Source organism: Rhizobium sp. CRRU65 (assembly GCF_048551595.1).
GTDB lineage: Bacteria > Pseudomonadota > Alphaproteobacteria > Rhizobiales > Rhizobiaceae > Rhizobium > Rhizobium leguminosarum_J.
Window position 1 is genome coordinate 54,338 of sequence record NZ_JBLYZH010000011.1, and the last position, 20,620, is coordinate 74,957.

At 61.1% G+C, this 20,620-nt stretch carries 20 protein-coding genes; 17 read left to right on the plus strand and 3 right to left on the minus strand.

Annotated elements, in window-relative coordinates:
- Nucleotides 1–59: 59 nt before the first annotated feature.
- The 17 genes from urtA to ureG all read left to right on the plus strand — a co-directional run bounded on the left by urtA (nucleotide 60) and on the right by ureG (nucleotide 14,651).
- Nucleotides 60–1,352 (plus strand): urea ABC transporter substrate-binding protein, encoded by a 1,293-nt coding sequence (gene urtA, locus ACM5SV_RS21700; RefSeq protein WP_012758691.1) that lies wholly within the window; start codon nucleotides 60–62, stop codon nucleotides 1,350–1,352.
- A 115-nt stretch (nucleotides 1,353–1,467) separates the two neighbouring features.
- On the plus strand, nucleotides 1,468–3,105 hold the full coding sequence (urtB, locus tag ACM5SV_RS21705) for an urea ABC transporter permease subunit UrtB (RefSeq protein WP_128406858.1): 1,638 nt from the start codon (nucleotides 1,468–1,470) through the stop codon (nucleotides 3,103–3,105).
- Nucleotides 3,102–4,265 (plus strand): urea ABC transporter permease subunit UrtC, encoded by a 1,164-nt coding sequence (urtC, locus tag ACM5SV_RS21710; RefSeq protein WP_128406857.1) that lies wholly within the window; start codon nucleotides 3,102–3,104, stop codon nucleotides 4,263–4,265. Before urtB ends, urtC begins: the two co-directional genes overlap by 4 nt.
- A gap of 5 nt (nucleotides 4,266–4,270) precedes the next feature.
- The gene (gene urtD / locus ACM5SV_RS21715) at nucleotides 4,271–5,026 is read left to right on the plus strand and encodes an urea ABC transporter ATP-binding protein UrtD (protein ID WP_003561960.1); all 756 of its coding nucleotides are present in this window, start codon (nucleotides 4,271–4,273) and stop codon (nucleotides 5,024–5,026) included.
- Between the two features lie 198 nt (nucleotides 5,027–5,224).
- Complete coding sequence (gene urtE / locus ACM5SV_RS21720; RefSeq protein WP_128406856.1) at nucleotides 5,225–5,920, plus strand: urea ABC transporter ATP-binding subunit UrtE; 696 nt, start codon at nucleotides 5,225–5,227, stop codon at nucleotides 5,918–5,920.
- Between the two features lie 151 nt (nucleotides 5,921–6,071).
- The gene (locus tag ACM5SV_RS21725) at nucleotides 6,072–6,893 is read left to right on the plus strand and encodes an urease accessory protein UreD (RefSeq protein WP_128406864.1); all 822 of its coding nucleotides are present in this window, start codon (nucleotides 6,072–6,074) and stop codon (nucleotides 6,891–6,893) included.
- 33 nt (nucleotides 6,894–6,926) lie between these two features.
- Complete coding sequence (locus ACM5SV_RS21730) at nucleotides 6,927–7,229, plus strand: urease subunit gamma (protein ID WP_003561955.1); 303 nt, start codon at nucleotides 6,927–6,929, stop codon at nucleotides 7,227–7,229.
- Between the two features lie 10 nt (nucleotides 7,230–7,239).
- On the plus strand, nucleotides 7,240–7,491 hold the full coding sequence (locus ACM5SV_RS21735; protein ID WP_033179987.1) for a DUF1272 domain-containing protein: 252 nt from the start codon (nucleotides 7,240–7,242) through the stop codon (nucleotides 7,489–7,491).
- A 10-nt stretch (nucleotides 7,492–7,501) separates the two neighbouring features.
- Nucleotides 7,502–7,807 carry an urease subunit beta gene (locus tag ACM5SV_RS21740; RefSeq protein WP_003561953.1) on the plus strand — a complete coding sequence of 102 codons (306 nt, stop codon included), beginning with the start codon at nucleotides 7,502–7,504 and terminating at the stop codon, nucleotides 7,805–7,807.
- A 22-nt stretch (nucleotides 7,808–7,829) separates the two neighbouring features.
- A complete protein-coding gene (locus ACM5SV_RS21745) occupies nucleotides 7,830–8,237 on the plus strand; it encodes a lysozyme inhibitor LprI family protein (protein ID WP_128406855.1) in 408 nt (135 codons plus the stop codon).
- Between the two features lie 16 nt (nucleotides 8,238–8,253).
- Nucleotides 8,254–8,877, plus strand: coding sequence for a Urease operon accessory protein (locus tag ACM5SV_RS21750; protein WP_222015912.1), 624 nt, complete (start codon nucleotides 8,254–8,256; stop codon nucleotides 8,875–8,877).
- Between the two features lie 3 nt (nucleotides 8,878–8,880).
- Nucleotides 8,881–10,593: an urease subunit alpha gene (gene ureC, locus ACM5SV_RS21755; RefSeq protein ID WP_012758683.1), complete on the plus strand. Its 1,713-nt coding sequence runs from the start codon at nucleotides 8,881–8,883 to the stop codon at nucleotides 10,591–10,593.
- Nucleotides 10,594–10,624: 31 nt separating this feature from the next.
- The gene (locus tag ACM5SV_RS21760; RefSeq protein ID WP_012758682.1) at nucleotides 10,625–11,296 is read left to right on the plus strand and encodes a TIGR02117 family protein; all 672 of its coding nucleotides are present in this window, start codon (nucleotides 10,625–10,627) and stop codon (nucleotides 11,294–11,296) included.
- Between the two features lie 331 nt (nucleotides 11,297–11,627).
- Nucleotides 11,628–12,488 (plus strand): GGDEF domain-containing protein, encoded by an 861-nt coding sequence (locus tag ACM5SV_RS21765; RefSeq protein ID WP_012758681.1) that lies wholly within the window; start codon nucleotides 11,628–11,630, stop codon nucleotides 12,486–12,488.
- Nucleotides 12,489–12,574: 86 nt separating this feature from the next.
- Nucleotides 12,575–13,171: an urease accessory protein UreE gene (gene ureE, locus ACM5SV_RS21770; RefSeq protein ID WP_113546108.1), complete on the plus strand. Its 597-nt coding sequence runs from the start codon at nucleotides 12,575–12,577 to the stop codon at nucleotides 13,169–13,171.
- A 6-nt stretch (nucleotides 13,172–13,177) separates the two neighbouring features.
- Entirely contained in the window at nucleotides 13,178–13,849 is a 672-nt protein-coding gene (locus ACM5SV_RS21775) for an urease accessory protein UreF (RefSeq protein WP_128438259.1), read from the plus strand.
- 190 nt (nucleotides 13,850–14,039) lie between these two features.
- Complete coding sequence (gene ureG, locus ACM5SV_RS21780) at nucleotides 14,040–14,651, plus strand: urease accessory protein UreG (RefSeq protein ID WP_003542294.1); 612 nt, start codon at nucleotides 14,040–14,042, stop codon at nucleotides 14,649–14,651.
- Between the two features lie 120 nt (nucleotides 14,652–14,771).
- Here ureG and ACM5SV_RS21785 read toward each other — a convergent pair whose 3' ends face one another.
- The 3 genes from ACM5SV_RS21785 to ACM5SV_RS21795 all read right to left on the minus strand — a co-directional run bounded on the left by ACM5SV_RS21785 (nucleotide 14,772) and on the right by ACM5SV_RS21795 (nucleotide 20,150).
- The gene (locus ACM5SV_RS21785; RefSeq protein WP_012758678.1) at nucleotides 14,772–15,455 is read right to left on the minus strand and encodes a Crp/Fnr family transcriptional regulator; all 684 of its coding nucleotides are present in this window, start codon (nucleotides 15,453–15,455) and stop codon (nucleotides 14,772–14,774) included.
- 165 nt (nucleotides 15,456–15,620) lie between these two features.
- Nucleotides 15,621–18,947 carry an efflux RND transporter permease subunit gene (locus ACM5SV_RS21790; protein ID WP_222015850.1) on the minus strand — a complete coding sequence of 1,109 codons (3,327 nt, stop codon included), beginning with the start codon at nucleotides 18,945–18,947 and terminating at the stop codon, nucleotides 15,621–15,623.
- A 12-nt stretch (nucleotides 18,948–18,959) separates the two neighbouring features.
- Nucleotides 18,960–20,150 carry an efflux RND transporter periplasmic adaptor subunit gene (locus ACM5SV_RS21795; RefSeq protein WP_113546107.1) on the minus strand — a complete coding sequence of 397 codons (1,191 nt, stop codon included), beginning with the start codon at nucleotides 20,148–20,150 and terminating at the stop codon, nucleotides 18,960–18,962.
- Nucleotides 20,151–20,620: the final 470 nt, after the last annotated feature.

The window sequence follows — 20,620 nt, forward strand, 5'->3', positions numbered from 1 at the left end:
AAGCAACAGTTAATCTCCGTTTCCGGCCTGTTGCGGAACAAGAAGAGGGGCTCAACCAGATGAATCTCAGAACTACTATTGCGGGCGCTGCACTCGGCGCCGTCATGGCGGCCTCGGCTGCCTTCAGCGGTGCGGTTGCCGCCGACGATACGATCAAGGTCGGCATTCTGCACTCGCTTTCCGGCACCATGGCCATCTCCGAGACCACGCTCAAGGACGCCATGCTGATGCTCATCGACGAGCAGAACAAGAAGGGCGGCCTTCTCGGCAAGAAGCTCGAGGCCGTCGTCGTCGACCCGGCTTCCGACTGGCCGCTATTTGCCGAAAAGGCACGTGAGCTGATCCAGAAGGACAAGGTTGCCGCCGTCTTCGGTTGCTGGACGTCCTCGTCGCGCAAGTCCGTTCTGCCGGTTTTCGAAGAGACCAACTCGATCCTCTTCTACCCGGTCCAGTATGAAGGCGAAGAGTCCTCGCGCAACATCTTCTACACCGGTGCTGCTCCGAACCAGCAGGCCATTCCTGCTGTCGACTACCTGATGGAAAAAGAAGGCGTCAAGCGCTTCGTTCTCGAAGGTACGGACTACGTTTATCCGCGCACGACCAACAAGATTCTCGAGGCATACCTGATTTCGAAGGGTATTCCGAAAGAAGACATCATGACCAACTACACGCCGTTCGGCTTCTCCGACTGGCAGACCGAAGTTTCCAAGATCAAGGAATTCGGTTCGACCGGCAAGAAGACCGCCGTCGTTTCCACGATCAACGGCGATGCCAACGTTCCGTTCTACAAGGAACTGGGCAACAAGGGCATCAAGGCAACCGACATCCCCGTCGTCGCCTTCTCGGTTGGCGAAGAAGAGCTTGCCGGCCTCGACACCAAGCCGCTCGTCGGCCATCTCGCTGCCTGGAACTACTTCGAGTCGGTCGAAAGCCCGGCGAACAAGAAGTTCATCAAGGACTGGCACGCTTTCACCAAGAACGACAAGCGCGTGACGAACGACCCGATGGAAGCTGCGTATATCGGCTTCAATGCATGGGTTAAGGCCGTCCAGGCTGCCGGCACGACCGATACCGACAAGGTTCTCGACACCATTATCGGCGTCAGCGTTCCGAACCTCTCCGGCGGTTATGCGACCGTCATGCCGAACCACCACATCACCAAGCCGGTGCTGATCGGTGAAATCCAGGCCGACGGCCAATTCGAAATCGTCCAGCAGACACCTGCCGTCGTCGGCGACGAATGGTCAGATTTCCTGCCTGACTCCAAGGATCTGATCTCCGATTGGCGCAAGCCGATGTCCTGCGGCAACTTCAACGTCGCTACGGGCAAGTGCGGTGGCAAGGGCTCCTGAGTACGACTCCGATCCGATGATTGCCTGAAGGATTCCGTCCGGGTTTGATCCCGGGCGGAAGCTCCGTCCCAGCGATTGCGCCGCGAGGCCAACACTATCAAGGGCGAGAAAGCCGATGTATCGCGCCATAAAGATTTTCCTCATCACGGTTTGCCTGACATTTTCGGGCCTGACATTTTCGGGCGTGATAATCTCGAGCGAAGTCCATGCCCAGGATGATATCCACGTGCTTATCGACGCGCTCGGCGTCGGCGACTTCCCGGAACGCGAAGCGGCCATCAAGGCGCTGGTCGCTTCCAAGGATCCGCATGTCAGCCAGATCCTGCAGCAGTTGAGCGACGGCCTTCTCTACGTCAATTCCGATGGCGGCCCGGTTCTTCTCCAGGGCGGTACCGATGACGAACCGACCTATTCCGATCCGATCACCGGCGAAGCCGCTGCCGATGTCGATCCGGATCTGATGACGAAGGTGAAGATCAACAACGCGCTTCGCGGCGTCATCGGCGCCGCCACCAGCCAGCTGACGCTGATGAGCCCGGACCGCTCCGCGCGGCTTGCCGCGGCGCAGGGCCTCCTGAAAGATGCCGATCCCGCCAATCTCGACCTGCTGAACTCGGCGCTTGCGGCCGAAAAGGACGCTAAGATCAAGAATACGATGGAAGCGGCGCGCGCAGTGCTGCTGCTCAAGACGGATGCTAGCGTCGAAGACAAGAAGGCTGCGATCGATACGATCGCGGCGCGCGGCAATCGCGATGCGCTGACCATCCTCACGACCACACTCGAAACCGCGCCTGACGACCTGAAGCCGGCGATCCAGGCGGATATCAGCTCCATCAATCGCAGCCTGGCGCTGTGGGATATCGTCCAGAACATCTGGTACGGATTGTCTCTCGGCTCGGTCCTGCTGCTTGCCGCGATCGGCCTTGCCATCACCTTCGGCGTCATGGGCGTCATCAACATGGCGCATGGCGAAATGGTGATGATCGGCGCCTACACCACCTATGTGGTGCAGGAATACATTACCTCCGCCTTTCCTGAACTTGCCGATTATTCGCTGGCCTTTGCCGTGCCTGCGGCCTTCGTCTTTACCGGCTTCGTCGGTCTGGTGATCGAGCGCGCCGTCATCCGCTATCTCTACGGCCGGCCGCTCGAAACGCTGCTCGCCACCTGGGGCGTGTCGCTGATCCTGCAGCAGGCGGTGCGCAGCAGCTTCGGCCCGACCAACCGCGAGGTCCGCAATCCGACCTGGATGTCCGGCGTCTTCGATCTCGGCGGGCTCTCCATCACGTGGAACCGACTGTGGATCATCGTCTTTTCGATGGTGGTCTTTGTGGCGCTGCTCCTGCTGCTCAAACGGTCCGCCTTCGGCCTGCAGATGCGCGCCGTTACGCAGAACCGGCGCATGGCGTCGTCGATGGGCATCCGCACCGGCTGGGTCGATGCCTTCACCTTCGCGCTCGGCTCGGGCATTGCCGGCATCGCGGGCGTGGCGCTCAGCCAGATCGACAATGTCTCGCCGAACCTCGGCCAGAGTTACATCATCGACAGCTTCATGGTCGTCGTCTTCGGCGGTGTCGGCAATCTCTGGGGGACGCTGGTCGGCGCACTGTCGCTCGGCGTCGTCAACAAGTTCCTCGAGCCCTTCGCCGGCGCCGTGCTCGGCAAGATCCTGGTGCTCGTCCTCATCATTCTCTTCATCCAGAAGCGTCCGCGCGGGCTCTTCGCACTCAAAGGAAGGGCGGTGGAAGCATGATTACGGCCTTCCTTCTCCGATCACTCGATCGCAAGATCGTCATTGCCATCGCCCTCCTGCTTCTGGTCGCGGTCCTCGTGCCGGTCCTGAACCTGATGACGGGGCCGACCAATCCGCTGCACGTGCCGACTTATATCATGTCGCTGTTCGGCAAGTATCTGACCTATGCGCTGCTGGCGCTGGCGCTCGACCTCGTCTGGGGCTTCTGCGGCATCCTTTCCCTCGGCCACGGTGCCTTCTTTGCGCTCGGCGGTTATGCGATGGGCATGTATCTGATGCGCCAGATCGGCACGCGCGGCAGCTACGGAGATCCTGTTCTGCCCGACTTCATGGTGTTCCTGAACTGGAAGGATCTGCCCTGGTTCTGGTACGGCTTCAACCACTTCTGGTTTGCGGCGCTGATGGTGCTCGTCGTACCCGGCCTGCTCGCCTTCGTCTTCGGCTGGTTTGCCTTCCGCTCACGCGTCAACGGCGTCTATCTCTCGATCATCACCCAGGCGATGACCTATGCGCTGCTGCTGGCCTTCTTCCGCAACGACATGGGCTTCGGAGGCAATAACGGCCTTACCGATTTCAAGGACATTATCGGTTTCAACGTCCAGGCCGACGGCACGCGTGCAGCCCTCTTTGCAGCAACCGCGATCTTCCTGGCTCTATCGCTGCTGATCGCCTCGGCGATCGTGCGCTCGAAGTTCGGCAAGGTGCTGGTCGGCGTGCGCGATGCCGAAAGCCGCACGCGCTTCCTCGGCTACCGCGTCGAGCATTTCAAGCTCTTCACCTTCGTCGTTTCGGCGATGATGGCGGGCATTGCGGGCGCGCTTTACGTGCCGCAGGTGGGCATCATCAACCCGGGCGAGTTCGCCCCTGCCAATTCGATCGAAGTCGTCATCTGGACGGCGGTCGGCGGGCGGGCGACGCTGATCGGGCCGATCATCGGCGCGATCCTCGTCAACGGCGGCAAGACGATCTTCACCGGCCTCTTCCCGGAGTTCTGGCTGTTCGCGCTCGGTGGCCTCTTCGTTGCCGTCACGCTGTTCCTGCCGAAGGGCGTCGTCGGTACGATTTCGCAATATCTCGGCAAGCGGAAGCCTGTCTCCAAGGCGGGAACACCGGCGGCTGAGGAAGACGGTATCGAGCCGAAAATCCAGGCAGCGGAGTGAGCGCCATGATCCCCGACGTCAAACCCACCAGCGTGCTTTATCTCAATGGCGTGTCGGTTTCCTTCGACGGCTTCAAGGCGCTGAACTCGCTGTCGATCGTCATCGAGCCCGGTGAACTCCGCGCCATCATCGGCCCGAACGGCGCCGGCAAGACGACGATGATGGATATCATCACCGGCAAGACCCGGCCCGATGAGGGTGAGGTGTTCTTCAACGGCACGATCGATCTCACCAAGAAGGACGAAGCCGATATCGCTCAGCTCGGCATCGGCCGCAAGTTTCAGAAGCCGACCGTCTTCGAAAGCCATACGGTGTGGGACAATCTGGAGCTGGCGCTGAACCGACGTCGTGGTGTGTTCTCGACGCTGCTCTACCGGCTTTCCGGCGAGGACAAGGCGCGCATCGAGGAGATCCTCGGAACGGTGCGGCTGACGCATCGCCGCGACGAATTCGCCGCCAATCTCTCGCACGGGCAGAAGCAGTGGCTGGAGATCGGCATGCTGCTGGCGCAGGAGCCGAAGCTTCTGCTCGTCGATGAACCGGTGGCCGGCATGACCGATGCGGAGACGGCGGAAACCGCGATCCTGCTCAAGGATATCGCCAAAACCCGGTCGGTCGTCGTCGTCGAGCACGACATGGGCTTCATCCGTGACCTCGGCGTCAAGGTGACCTGCCTTGCTGAAGGATCGGTGCTGGCGGAGGGATCGATCGATTTTGTGAGTTCGGATCCGAAGGTCATCGAGAACTATTTGGGGCGGTGAGCGTCGTGTTTGCCGGATGCCCCTCACCCTAACCCTCTCCCCGTAGACGGGGCGAGGGGACGTGCCATGCGAGAGGTGGACGAGGGACGGACAGGTCGCGGTATATTCCCTTTTCCCCGCAAGCGGGGAGAAGGTGGCGGCAGCCGGATGAGGGGCAGCGGCCTGCTCCGACAGCAGTTTGAATGTAAAGGGAAACCGATGCTGACAGTCGAAAACGCAAACCTCCACTACGGCGCCGCTCAGGCGCTGCGCGGCATCTCGATCAAAGCGGAGATGGGCAAGATCACCTGCGTGCTGGGGCGTAACGGCGTGGGGAAGAGTTCTCTTCTGCGCGCCGTTACCGGCCAGCATCCGCTGTCGGCCGGCACCGTCACCTTCAATGAAACCAAGCTCAACGGCATGCCGCCCTTTGCCCGCGCCAAGCAGGGCATCGGCTATGTGCCGCAGGGGCGTGAAATCTTCCCGCTGCTGACAGTCAAGGAAAATCTCGAAACCGGCTTTGCTCCGCTTGGCCGCCGCGACCGCAACATCCCCGATGACATCTTCAGTCTTTTCCCGGTGCTGAAGTCGATGTTGTCACGTCGCGGCGGCGATCTTTCCGGCGGGCAGCAGCAGCAGCTGGCGATCGGGCGCGCCATGGTGACGCGGCCTCGGATTCTCGTGCTCGACGAGCCGACCGAGGGCATTCAGCCATCGATCATCAAGGATATCGGCCGGGCGATCCGCTACCTGCGCGACTCCACAGGCATGGCGATCCTGCTCGTCGAGCAGTATCTCGATTTCTGCCGCGAGCTTGCCGACTATGTCTACATCATGGACCGCGGCGAAATCGTGCATGAAGGGCTTGCCGAGACGCTGGATACGCCGGAGGCCCGCCGCCATCTGACTGTCTGACTGGCAGGTGCCGCATTTTGCAGCAGAGGGTGCGGTGCGTGGAAAACCTTCCGCCGCCGCCAAGGGTCTGCTCGGGACGGCATAGGAATTGCTTGCTTTCCGCTATCCGCGCGCTTGAATGAAAACCAGGGGCGCGACCGAAAGGGACGATATGACGATTGCGGCGGCAGGCACGAGACCGCAAAGAGCGGAAGGGCGCGGACATCTGGCGGCAAAGCTGTTCGATGGCCGCACGCGCATCCGTGAACTCTATCAGGAGGGGGCAGCGAAGATCCGCCTGCCCGATACCTTCGACGCCTCGATGGAAGCCGTCATCATCAATACCGCTGGCGGTTTGACAGGCGGCGATCGAATGGATTGGAGCGTGGATGCCGGCGCCGGCACGCGCATCGATGTCACCACTCAAGCTTGCGAGAAGATCTACAAGGCATCGGCCGGCATCGCCGAGGTGGCGACCAGCATCAAGGTCGGAGCCCAAGCCCGCGTCGACTGGCTGCCGCAGGAAACGATCCTCTTCGACCGGGCCGCACTTTTCCGCCGGTTGGATGTCGATCTTGACGAGAGCGCCGAATTTCTGGCTGTGGAGGCCGTGCTGCTCGGCCGCAAGGCGATGGGTGAGGCGGTGGTATCAGGGCTGTTCCGCGACCGCTGGCGCATCCGGCGTTCGAGCCAACTGATCCACGCCGAAGAACTCAGACTTTCCGAAGGTGTGGCGGCGCTGACGGCGCGACAGGCGGTCCTCGGCGGACAGGTGGCCTTTGCGACCCTGCTTTATGCCGGGCAGCTTTCAGAAGCCTATCTTGGGAAAGTCCGGCCGCTCGTCGAAGGATCGATGGGCGGTGCCAGCGCTTGGAATGGCAAGCTCGTCGTTCGCCTTGCCGCAGCCGACGGCTTCTCACTCAGAAAAATCCTGATCCCGGTCATTTCCGCCTTGCGCAATGGTGCGCCTGTGCCGAAAGTCTGGAATCTATGAACTTCAGCATTCGATCAAGCAGATGGACAAGCGATGAACCTCACTCCGAGAGAAAAAGACAAGCTGTTGATTTCGATGGCGGCGATGGTGGCGCGGAGGCGGCTGGAGCGCGGCGTCAAACTGAACTATCCCGAAGCGATCGCGCTGATCAGCGACTTCGTCGTCGAAGGCGCCCGCGACGGCCGTCCGGTTGCCGAGCTGATGGAAGCCGGTGCCCATGTGATCGGCCGCGACCAGGTGATGGAGGGGATTGCAGAGATGATCCATGACGTGCAGGTGGAGGCAACGTTTCCCGATGGCACCAAGCTTGTCACCGTGCACGAACCGATCCGGTGAGGAGATAGGAATGTTGGAGCTCAGGCCCAATTGCGAATGCTGCGACAAGGATCTGTCGCCTGACAGCGCTGAGGCACGGATTTGCACCTACGAATGCACCTTTTGCGCCGATTGCGTGGACGGCGTGCTGAAGGGTGTCTGCCCGAACTGCGGCGGCAATCTCGTCGCGAGGCCTATTCGGCCGGCGGCCATGCTCGCCAAAAATCCGGCATCGACGAAGCGCGTACTGAAGGCCGAGGGCTGCGCGCCCAAGGCGGCTTAAGGAGGACGAGATGATTCCAGGCGAGATCATTGCCGCAAGCGGCGACATCGAACTGAATGCCGGCGCGCCGACGGTGACGCTGGAGGTTTCCAATACCGGCGATCGGCCGGTGCAGGTCGGCAGCCACTATCATTTCGCCGAGACCAATGCCGGGCTTTCCTTCGATCGCGCGGTAGCACACGGCAAGCGGCTCGATATCCCGGCGGGGACGGCGGTGCGCTTCGAGCCGGGGCAGACGCGCTCGGTGACGCTGATCCCGCTTTCCGGCAAGCGCGAGGTTTACGGCTTCCGCCAGCTGGTGATGGGCAAGCTTTAAGAACAATAGTCTGGAGAAACGCATGCGCTTGAATATCTGCCTCGTCGGGGCGGCGATGCTGCTGACGGCAGGTGCTGCCGCAGCTGAGGATATCGATTGCAACAGTCCCAAGACGCAATCGGACATGACTTCTTGCGAAGCGGGGCGCCATGAGGCCGCCGACAAGGCGTTAAATGCGCAATACAAGAAGACCCGCGCCGTCCTGGCAGCGATCGACAAGGACCTGGATGGCGACAGGAAGGGTGCAGAGCAGGCGCTGGTCAAGGCGCAGCGCGCCTGGATCGATTATCGCGACGCCGAATGCGACGCCTTCGGCTTTCAGGCCCGCGGCGGCACGATGGAGCCGATGCTGGTCGCCGGGTGTCTCGCCAACATCACGGACAAACGCACGAAAGAGCTGAAAGAGCTCGAAGATACGATGAGCAACTAGGGTGATCAGGAAAATCATGATCGTCGGCAATGGCGACGTTGAGGAGGGCGGGGCTGGCATCATCGATGCCGCCGATTTAGTCATCCGCTTCAATGATTGCCGCTCCTATGGCGCCGGCGGCAGCCGCACGGATGCCGTCGCGGTCTGCAATACCGGCAGACCGGCAAAGGCGATGCTCGGCTCGCGTGAGTGGCGCACCCATCCGGGCGTGGTGTCGGCGGGCGAAATCTGGAGCGTGCGCGACCCGGAAAAATTCGCCGCGATGCGGGCACCGCTTGCCGTCTCGCATCAGGAACTCGACGATTTCTGCGACGACTATACGGATGAATTCAGTGTCTTCTGCGCCGATACCGGCAAGAAGCACGTCGTCATCGGCAAGGCGGTTCACGAGTCCGTGGATGCCTCGCTTTCGGCGTTTTCTCCGTCGCCCTATGTCGTGCCGAGCAGCGGTATGATCGTCATTGCCGAGGTGCTGAACACATATGCCGAGGCCGAGGTGACGCTTGCCGGCTTCGGCCACGTCGGCTGGGAATGGCACCCATTTGCGGCCGAACGACAGCTTGTCGATAGTTATATTGCCGCTGGCCGCCTCAAGCGGCTCGGCGGAAAAACACTCGTCTCTTCCTCCCAAGGAGCCTGATAGATGCCCTACAAGATCTCGCGCGCCGCCTATGCCGGCATGTTCGGACCGACCACCGGCGACAAGGTGCGCCTTGCCGATACGGAGCTCTTCATCGAGATCGAGAAGGATTTCACCACCTATGGTGAGGAGGTGAAGTTCGGCGGCGGCAAGGTGATCCGCGACGGCATGGGCCAGAGCCAGGTGACGCGGGCGGATGGCGCGGTCGATACGGTCATCACCAATGCGGTGATCGTCGATCATTCGGGTATCTACAAGGCCGATATCGGGCTCAAGGATGGGCGCATCGTCGCGATCGGCAAGGCCGGTAATCCCGACATGCAGCCGGGTGTCAACATCATCGTCGGCCCCGGCACGGAGGCGATCGCCGCCGAAGGCAAGATCGTCACCGCTGGCGGCATGGACAGCCATATCCATTTCATCGCGCCGCAGCAGATCGAGGAAGCGCTGATGAGCGGCATGACCTGCATGCTCGGCGGCGGCACCGGACCGGCACACGGCACGCTTGCCACCACCTGCACGCCCGGTCCCTGGCATCTGGCGCGCATGATTGAAGCCGCGGACGCCTTTCCGATGAACCTTGCCTTTGCCGGCAAGGGCAATGCCTCGCTGCCGGGGGCGCTGACCGAAATGGTGCTGGCCGGCGCCACCTCGCTGAAGCTGCACGAGGATTGGGGTACGACGCCAGGCGCCATCGACTGCTGCCTGTCGGTTGCCGACGAATACGACGTGCAGGTGATGATCCATACCGACACGCTGAACGAAAGCGGCTTCGTCGAGGATACGATTGGCGCCATCAAGGGCCGCACCATCCATGCCTTCCATACGGAAGGGGCGGGCGGCGGGCACGCGCCTGACATCATCAAGATCTGCGGCCAGCCGAATGTCATTCCGTCGTCGACCAATCCGACGCGTCCCTATACGGTCAATACCATTGCCGAGCATCTCGACATGCTGATGGTCTGCCATCACCTGTCGTCGTCGATCCCCGAAGATATCGCCTTTGCCGAAAGCCGGATCCGCAAGGAGACGATCGCCGCCGAAGACATCCTGCACGATATCGGCGCCTTCTCGATCATCTCGTCCGACAGCCAGGCCATGGGCCGCGTCGGCGAGGTGGCGATCCGCACCTGGCAGACGGCTGACAAGATGAAGCGTCAGCGCGGCCGGCTGAAGGAGGAAAAGGGCGACAACGACAATTTCCGCGTCCGCCGCTATATCGCCAAATATACGATCAACCCGGCGATCGCCCATGGTCTCAGCCGTGAGATCGGCTCGGTTGAAGTCGGCAAACGTGCCGACCTCGTGCTTTGGAACCCGGCCTTCTTCGGGGTGAAGCCCGATATGGTGCTGCTCGGTGGCTCGATTGCGGCCGCCCCGATGGGCGATCCGAATGCCTCGATCCCGACGCCGCAGCCGGTACACTACCGGCCGATGTTTGCCTCTTATGGCAAGAGCCTCACCAATTCCTCCGTCACCTTCGTCAGCCAGGCCTCGCTCGATGCCGGCCTGAAGGGCCGGCTCGGCGTCGCCAAGGAGCTGGTCGCGGTGAAAAACACGCGCGGCGGCATCTCCAAGGCATCGATGATCCACAACGACCTGACACCCGAGATCGAGGTCGATCCGGAGACCTATGAGGTCAGGGCGAACGGCGAGCTGCTGACTTGCGAGCCGGCGACGGTGCTGCCGATGGCGCAGCGCTACTTCCTGTTCTAGGCCCAGGTCGGATGTGTGATGGACGGCTCCGATGAGGACAGGCATCCGCTGGTTGTTGCGGATCGTATTCCTGCTCGTGTTTTCGGCGGCCTGCGGAATCTTCATTCCCCGGCCGCTGATTGCGCCGGTCAAGGCGTCGTCTGCGGCGGTGACGCATCGGATTCTGCTGCTGTCGGGCCCGATCCATACCGATATTGCCATTCCGCTCGACGCGGAAACGCGGGCTGCCTTTTCCTTCCTTGACGATACCGGTTTTCCGCTCGGCCATCCGAATGCGGAGTGGCTCATTATCGGCTGGGGCGGTCGGGCCTTCTATCTGGAAACTCCCACATGGGCGGAACTGAAGCCGCTGCCGGTGTTGCGCGCGCTGACAATCGACCGTTCAGTGCTGCATGTGGATCTTGCCGGTCACATCACCGAGCCGCAGCCGACTGTTGCGGCATTCAATGTCAGTGACGATCAATTGGCGCAGCTGCGCAATTTTATCTCGGACAGCTTCGTGCGCGACGCGGGCGCGGTGGTGCCGATCCCGGATGCCGGTTACGGCGAGATCGACCGTTTCTTCGAGGCCAGGGGATACTTCAACGCTCTCTTCGGCTGCAACACCTGGAGCGCCGCCGCCCTGCGTTCGGCTGGGCTTCGAACCGGCTTATGGAGCCCGATTCCACAAGCATTGCGATTGTCTGTTTCTGTCTACAATTGAAGCAGCCGTAGAGCCAGTCCGCTCTTAAAGTGAATTGTGAACAGCGCTCTCCATATGGTTGTAAAAATCAGTGGAAGAACCGATGTTTTCCCCAGCTAAACCATTCTGGAACATCTGCCCCGCAGTGATCAATAAATCTCTTTTATATCAGTAATTTAAGTGTCTCTCTGCGCTGTTCGATTCAGAGATTGGAAAACTGCACCCCCTGCTAGAAAAGTTCTATCCACCGATTCGTCCGAAACCGTTCGAATCTTAACGAGTCGATTAAGACACCCGCAGCAATTGGGCTCTTATCAATGCCTGGAAACGCCGAGCAGGAAGGTTGATTCTCATGAGAAACTGGATTTCGCTGCAGGCCGATTTCGGCGATCTTCAATACCGCAAGAACGTCTACGTCTTCGCCCTGAAGATGGCTTTTCTCGCCGTTATTCTCTCGGGAGTCATTATCGCATTGACGATGCCGTCGCTCGATCTTCTCGGGTTGCTGCCGGTGACACTCGCTCATGCAATTGGCTTCAGCGCGATCTTTTCCTGGCTGATCGGCGGTACGGTTTCCGGCATGCTGTCACTGTTCGCCGGCTTTGCCATGCGCGATCTCGCGCTCTCGCGGGCGGAATTCGAAAAGCTCAGCCGCACCGATACACTTTCCGGACTGCTCAACCGGCGGGCTTTTACCGAGGCGCTTGAGAATACTGATGGCGACGCGTCCCTGGTCATTTTTGACGTCGACCGTTTCAAGACGATCAATGACCGCTTCGGCCATGGCTGCGGCGATGCCGTTATCATTGCCGTTTCGGCCATGCTCACCTCCGCCTTCGATGAGATGTCCGTCGTCGCACGGCTGGGTGGGGAGGAGTTTGGCGTCATCGTCTCCGGGGAACCGCTGGAGGCGCGGATGGAGCGCGTCGAAGGTGTCCGAGCCCGGATCGCCGGCGGCGCCATCAAAGCCGAGGGGCACGATATCCGCATCACCGTTTCCGGCGGCGTAGCCGATCTCGTCGCCGGGCGCAACAAGCAGGCGGTCTATGCCTCCGCCGACCGGGCGCTCTATCTCGCCAAGGCGCTCGGGCGCAATCGCGTCGTACACGAGCGGGAAGGTCTGCATCACGCCTGGCACGGGCTCGTCGATAAGGGCGTCGATGGCGAGGGCGGACCGGAGAGCGACAATGTGATGCAGGCTTACGGAATATAAAAACCGGACCCGAACGAAAGACCATTGGTGCTTGCATCGGGAAGAGCTATTTTGCATGGTCGTCCTCTCAGCAAAACGGACATATCATGCAGCGCGTCACCTCCTATCTTCCTGCCGGAACCCCTTCCTCCCATCCGATCGCCCAGGTCAAGCTGCCGCATGATCTACGCCATCTGCGCCGCAAGCTGCTGCATCTGGAAAATGGCGAGATGGTCATGCTCGATCTCAAGGATCCGGTGCTTTTTGCCAATGGCGATCTGCTGGTGCGCGACGACGGCGAACTGATCGAGATCCTCGCTGCCGACGAGAAGCTCTTCGAGGTTCGCGGCCGCGACCGCACGCATCTGGTCGAGCTCGCCTGGCATCTCGGCAACCGGCATCTTGCCGCGCAGATCGAGGAAGACCGCATCGTCATCCTCCGCGATCATGTCATCCGCACCATGCTGCAGGGCCTCGGCGCCGTCGTCCTCGAGATCGACGAACCATTCCAGCCGGCGCGCGGGGCCTATCATTCCCAAGGCGGGCATTCGCATGGGCATGATCACGATCACGATCACAATCATGACCACGGGCATGACCACGGGCATGATCACGGCCATGACCATGATCACGAACATGGCTACGAGCACGAGCATGAACACCGCCACGATCGCGGTCATGATCATGACCACAAGCACGACTGAGCCTTGATGACCGGGGATCGCGAGCTGCAGGCATTGCTGCGCCTGACCGCATGGCTGTCACCGGCCTTTCCGATCGGCAGCTTTGCCTATTCGGGCGGGCTGGAGCGGGCGGTTGCCGACGGGCTCGTCACGGATGCTGCCTCGCTTGCGGCCTGGACCGCCACGCTGATCGGCAATGGTTCGGTCTGGAACGATGCGGTGCTTCTGGCTGAAAGCCACAGGCACCAAGTGGAAGCCGTACGCCTTGCCGAGATCGCCGTGCTTGCCGAGGCGCTTGCGGGATCACGCGAGCGCCATCAGGAAACGATGTTGCTCGGCGAGGCTTTTCTCGCAGCGGCGCGGGCCTGGCCGGACGGGGTGTTCGATCGGCTACCCGGCAAGGTCGCTTATCCCATTGCGGTCGGGGCGGTAACGGGCGCCCATGGCATAGAGCCCGAGAAGGCGCTTGCCGCCTTCCTGCATGCCTATGCCTCACAAGCGGTTTCATCAGGCATCCGCCTCGGTGTCGCGGGGCAAAGGGATGGTGTCGCCGTGCTTGCCGGTCTCGAAGACCATATCACGGAGGTCGCCCGGCGGGCGGCAGCCTCGACGCTTGACGATCTGGGTTCGGCGACGGTGCAGGCCGATATTGCCAGCCTGCGCCACGAGACGCAGGCGACGCGGCTGTTCCGTTCGTGATTGTCCGAAATTATCGCTGCGGTGAGAGCAATTCCAGCAAAAGTGCGCAGCGGTTTTGCGTCCGGAATTGCGTGAAAACCAAGAGATAGAGCGCTTCCGTGATTCGAAGAAAAACAGGCGCTCTAAGTCATTTGACGGTGGCGCGGGTGGGCGGCTTCGTTATCATCGGGGTTCGATTGGAGTAAGGCATATGAAATCAAGAAACGGACCTTTGCGTGTCGGCATCGGCGGGCCGGTCGGCTCGGGCAAGACGGCGCTGACCGAAAAGCTCTGCAAGGCGATGCGCGACGACTATTCCGTCGCCGTTGTCACCAACGATATCTACACGACAGAGGATGCCGAGGCGCTGGTGCGGATGCAAGCATTGACGTCGGACCGCATCGTCGGCGTCGAGACGGGCGGCTGCCCGCATACCGCCATCCGCGAGGATGCGACGATCAATTTGCAGGCGATCGCCGGCCTCAACCAGCGAATCCCCGATCTCGACGTTGTCTTCATCGAATCCGGTGGCGACAATCTGGCGGCGACCTTTTCGCCCGATCTTGCCGATATCACCATCTATGTCATCTCGGTTTGCCAGGGCGAGGAAATCCCGCGCAAGGGAGGCCCCGGCATCACCCGATCGGACCTGCTTGTCATCAACAAGAAGGATCTGGCGCCCTATGTCGGCGCCGATCTCGAGGTCATGGACCGGGATGCGACGCGCATGCGTGCGAGCCGCCCCTTCGTCTTCTCCGACATGAAGCGCGGCGACGGCGTCAGTTCGATCGTCAGCTTCCTCAGGGAGCAGGGCGGGCTCTAGAGCATTCCGTTTTTCTCCGAATCACGGAAATGCTCTATCTCTTTGTTTTCACGCAATTCCGGACGCAAAACCGCTACGCACTTTTGCTGGAATTGCTCTAAAGCGGGATGATTTTGGCGGTCAGACCTGCCGCAGCAGGTTGACGTCGCTGATGGCGATCGCCCGGCCGCGCACCGTGACACCTTTCGTTTTCAGCGTCGAGAAGGCGCGTGAGAGCGCCTCCGGTGCGAGGCCAAGCTTGCGGGCAAGCAGGTTTTTCGGAAAGGGCAACCGCAGCGAACCGGCCGCACCGTTCCCGGCACAGTGGGTCAGCAGATAATGCGCAACGCGCTGCGGCGCGGTCTGCATCCGGTCGCTTGCCAGGCATTCCATCGTCGAGATCAGATGCAGTGACAGGCTGCGCATGATCGCCTTGCCGATCCGCGGCCGCTCCTCCAGCAACAGCCGGACCTTGGGAATGCGGAAGCATGCCAGCACGGCATGATCCATCGCCTGCGCGCCGGTGCGATAGGTTTCGTCGGCGTGGATCAGGCATTCCGCGAAGCCGTCGCCGGGCTCGCAGATGCGGATATCGGCCTGCCTGCCGTCGCCGTTGTGGCGATAGAGCCTGACATAACCGCTGAGTACGCAATAGAAATAGGCCGCCTTGTCGCCCTCCTCGAAGAGAACGTCGTGCGGGTCGCAGAGGCGAACGGTGGCGCAGGCGCGCAGGGCTTCAGCCTCGTTGTGGTCGAGCCCGGCCATGAAGGCGGCCTTGGCGAGCACAGCGGCCTCATGGCCGTTGAATGTCAGCGTCCTGTTCATCTCCCGGTCTCCTGATATGGCCGGTCTTTCCAATTCCACGTGCATGCCAGGCAAAATACGGGAGGGAGATGGCGGTGGATTTGATTTCGGTCAATCGTCAGACATGACCAAAAAACGAAACGGGCCGGGAGATCGCTCCCGGCCCGTTCCTTTCCTGGGTCTTGCTTATTCCGCCGCGAAGGGCGGCAGGCGCAGCACGTTGGTGTCGTTGCCCTTGGCGCTCTTGCGTTTGCCTTCCGGCTTTTCGATTGCGGTCAGGCGCTCCTCCAGCGAGTCGATCTCGCTTCGGTTCTCCCGAGTGACACGGGTGAGATCCTCGCGCGACAGCGGCAGCTCCTCCTCGTCCTTCCTGCCGACCAGGCGGCCGAAAGCCCAGCCGAGCAGGCGGGACAGGTCGTCCATGATCAAGAAGAAGGAGGGCACGACGACGAGCGAGAGCACAGTCGAGACGATGATGCCGCCGATCACCGCGATCGCCATCGGCGCGCGGAACGAGCCGCCTTCGCCGACACCAAGCGCGGAAGGCAGCATGCCCGCCGACATGGCGATCGAGGTCATGATGATCGGCCGGGCGCGCTTGCGGCCGGCTTCGACCATGGCCTCGACGCGCGGCATGCCCTGATGGCGCATCTCGATTGCGAAATCGACGAGCAGGATCGCGTTCTTGGTGACGACACCCATCAGCATCAGGATGCCGATCATGACAGGCATCGACAGCGGATTGCTGGTGAGGATCAGGCCGGCTGCGACGCCGCCAATGGCGAGCGGCAGTGAGAACAGGATGGTGAAGGGCTGGATCACGTCCTTGAAGAGCAGGATCAGCACCGTCAGCACCAACAGCAGGCCCATCAACATGGCGTTGACGAAACTCTGCTGCATCTCGCTTTGCACCTTGGTGTCGCCGCTTTCGGCAAGGTGCACCGTGGCCGGGATATTGGCGTCGTTGACGATCTGACGGAAGCGGGCCGAAGCCGTGTCGAGTGCTACACCCTGCGGCAGGTCGGAACCGATCGAGACGACGCGGTAGCGGTTGTTGCGCTTGATCGAGCTTACGCCTTCCGAATAGTCGATATTGGCGACGCTCGCGAGCGGAACGGTGCCGCCGCTGGCGGTCTGGATCTTCAATGTCCGGATGGCCGCGAGATCGCGACGCATGTCGAGTGCGGCCTGGACGCGGATCGGGATCTGGCGATCGTCGAGCGAGATCTTGGCAAGGGCGGCATCGACATCGCCGATGGTGGCGACGCGGATCGTCTCGGAGATCTGCTGCGGCGTAATGCCGAGGCGGGCCGCCTCATCCATGCGCGGGTGAACCTGCAGTTCCGGACGGGGCAGGGAGCCGTCGGCGCTGACATTGGCAAGCAGCGGATCGGCGCGCAGCTTGGATTCCAGAATACCGACGGCGTCGTTCAGGTCCTTGTCGTTCTTGGAAAGGAAGTTGAAGGAGAGGTCGCGTTCGCCGCGGTCATTGAGCTTCAGGATCCGTACGTCGGGAATATCACGCAGCTTGGCGAAGACTTCCTTTTCGATATCCCACTGCGGGCGTTCACGGCCGTGGACCTCCACCTTCGGCAGTTTCGGGCCAATGACGGGGATACGGCCGATCACGTCGTTGACCATCTTCTTGACCAGCGATTGGTCGAGCTTGTCGAGTGCCAGCGTGATGGTCGCACGGCGCAGTTCGAGATCGCCCTTCGGCGATGCGCCACCGAGGACGAAGACGCTATCGACGCCGTTGATGTCCTTGACCCTGTCATAGATCGCATCCGTCGTCTTCTCGGTGTCGTCAAGGCGTGCATTGGGCGGCAGCTCGACGGAGAGAACGATGCGTGAGGCATCTTCCGGCGGCAGGAAGCTGCCGGGAACCTGCATCAGCAACAAAACGGAGCCGACCAGGAAAGCGAACGCGACAATCAGCGTCGCATAACGCGTGTACCAGCGTCCGGTGGTGCCACGTATGAGACGGGTGTATCCCCGCATCAGCAGGCCATCATTGTCGTGATGGTCTTCCATGGCGTCTTCGGCGCGCATCAGATAAGCGGCCATCATCGGGGTGATCAGTCGCGCGACCATCAGCGAGAAGAAGACGGAGAAGGCGACGGTCAGACCGAACTGGATGAAGTACTGGCCCGGGATGCCCGGCATGAAGGAAACGGGCACGAAAACGGCGATGATGGTGAAAGTGGTGGCGATGACGGCAAGGCCGATTTCATCAGCCGCCTCGATCGCCGCTCGATAGGGCGTCTTGCCCATCTTGATGTGGCGGGCGATGTTTTCGATTTCGACGATCGCATCGTCGACAAGGATACCGGTGGCGAGCGTCAGAGCGAGGAAGCTGACGAGGTTCAGGGAGAAGCCCATCATGTCCATGATCCAGAAGGTCGGGATCGCGGACAAGGGTAGGGCGATTGCCGAAATCAGCGTCGCGCGCCAGTTCCTCAGGAACAGGAAGACGACGATGACGGCGAGCAGCGCGCCTTCGAGGAGCGTATGGATGGCGGCCTCGTAGTTGCCGTAGGTGAAATAGACCGAATCGTCGATCAGTTCGATCTTCACATTCGGATTTTCGGTCCGCACCTTGTCGAGGTTCTGCGCCACGGTTTCGGCGACACTGACCTCGCTGGCGCCCTTGGAGCGGAAAACGCCGAAGGTAACGACTGGCGTATCGTTGAAGCGCGAGAAGGATTTCGGCTCCTCATAGGTGTCCTTGATGACGCCGAGATCGGATAGCTTGACGAAGCGGCCGTTCGGCAGGCCGATCGTCGTGTTGGCGAGGTCGGCGACGTTGCGGGCGTCGCCGAGAACACGGATCGCCTGTTCGCTTCCCGCCACCTGGCCGCGGCCTGAGCCGAGGTCGATGTTGGTGCCGCGCAGCTGCTGGTTCACGCTCGCGGCGGTGATGCCGTAGGCATTGAGCTTGTCAGGGATAAGTTCGATGCGCACTTCGCGCTCGGCGCCGCCGTAACGGTCGACACGGCCGATGCCGGCCTGTCCCTGCAGCGAACGCTTGATCGTATCGTCGACGAACCACGAAAGTTCTTCCAGCGACATGGCAGGCGAGGAAACGGCGAAAGTCTGGATCGCCTGTCCCTCGACATCGACCTTGGAGACGATTGGTGCTTCGGCCGTCGTCGGCAGATCGCTGCGGATGCGGTCGATCGCATCCTTGGTGTCCTGCACGGCTTGTTCGGTCGGCACTTCCATCCGGAACATGACGACGGTCTGCGAGCTGCCGTCGGTCACCGTCGACTGGATTTCGTCGATGCCGGTGATGGAGGCCACCGCGTCTTCGATCTCCTTCGTCACCTGCATTTCGAGCTCGGCCGGCGAAGCGCCGCTCTGCGTCACGTTGATCGAAACGAGCGGCACGTCGATGTTCGGAAAACGCGTGATCGGCAGCGCGTTGAAGGACTGCATGCCGATGAACACCAACAGGCAGAAGGCCAGCAGTGGTGCAATGGGATTTCGGATGGACCAGGCTGAAAAATTCATCGGATGGTCTCTTTAGTTGGAAGCCGGGGGCTGTTCACGCACCGGCGTGATGTGGTCGCCGTCGCGGACGTAAGCGCCCGCCTTGGCCACGACCTCGTCGCCGGTCTTCAATCCATCGATGACCTCGACATAGGCGCCGTCCTGAATGCCGGTCTCGATCTTGGCGAATTTCACCACGCCGTCCTCGACCTTGCGGGCGGAGGAGCCTTCGTTCCCGGTGAGTACAGCGGTCAGGGGAAGCGCTACGCCTTCAGTCTCGCGCACGATGATCTCGGCGCTGCCATACATGCCTGAACGCGCCTTGCTGTCATCATCGATGGAGATATGGACGAGGCCAAGGCGGGTGACCGGATCGACGGTCGGCGAAACCAGGCGTACGGCGCCGGAAAGCTTCTCACGGCTGCCGGAAAGCGAAATCGTCGCCTTTTGGCCGGCCATGATCCTGACGACATCGCTTTCAGCGACCTCAGCGACAAGCTCGATATCACCGTCGCGGATGATGGTGAACAGCGGATCGCCGTTGCCGGCGGCAATGGCGCCGACCTTGGCGTTCTTCGCCGAGACCGTGCCGGCGACCGGCGTCTTCACGTCGGTGCGCGCCAGCTTCAAATCCGCATCGGCGATCTGGCTGTCGAAGACCTTGAGATCCGCTTCGGAGACCTCGATCGCCTGTTCGGCGGAGACGACGCGGGCATTGGCTGCGGCGGCGGTCGCATCGGCCTGTTCGACCTGGGCGGTGGAAACCGTGCCCTTCTTGACCATTTCCTGGGCGCGGGCCTGCTGCTGCCTTGCCTGTTCGGCATTGGCCTGCGCCTCGATGAGCTGGGCGCGCAGCTGGGCGAGGCTTGCCTCGCCCTTGGCCTTCGTCGCCATCATCTGGCTCTTTTCCAGGACCACTGCGTCATCGTTGAGCGTCGCCAACGTGCTTTCGGCCTGAACCTTGTCGCCGATATCGGCTTTCAGCGTGCGGATCGAGAGGCCTTCGACCTGCGGCTGGATATAGACTTCTTCGACGGGCTTGACCGTTCCGGTGCCGATGACACGGTCGACGAGGGTGCGGTTCACCGCAGTGGTGACGACGATCGCCGGCAGGTTCTGCTGCGGTTTTGCGACCGGCGCTTCCTGCGAAAATGCGGTGGATGCAGCAAGTGCCGCTGCAAAAAGAGTAGAGGCGCCTAGAATTCCAGTCGGCTTGCGTACCATGCGTCTTCGTCCAATCTTATGATAAGGTTGGCCGAACTCGAGCGTCTGCCACTCAGCGCGCGATCAGGCCACTGCCCTTCCTGCATTCTCAGAGGTATCCGCCGATCCTTTGCCGCCTTCATCCCTCGCCGGCAAATTCGGCTTGTAGGTGGTATCGATTTGCTCGATCTACAAGTCCGGCAGAAAACAATTCCCCATTAGGCAATAATAATTACCATTCCGACGTCAATCAATCACCGCAAGGTTATGTCAACATTACGAAGATTGATCGCGCCTCATCCCTAAGACGTTTGACGCCCGAAAAATGCGACAGTTGCAAGGCATTTTTTTCGGTTGCTGGATGCAGATGATGTAGGCCGACTGACCGGAAATCTGAATCAGCATCCAAATCAAATAGATAGAGAATGTCGTCCGAATACCGCGGACAGTTTTTGCCATCATGCTCCAGAAAATGACGAAACGCGCGGAAA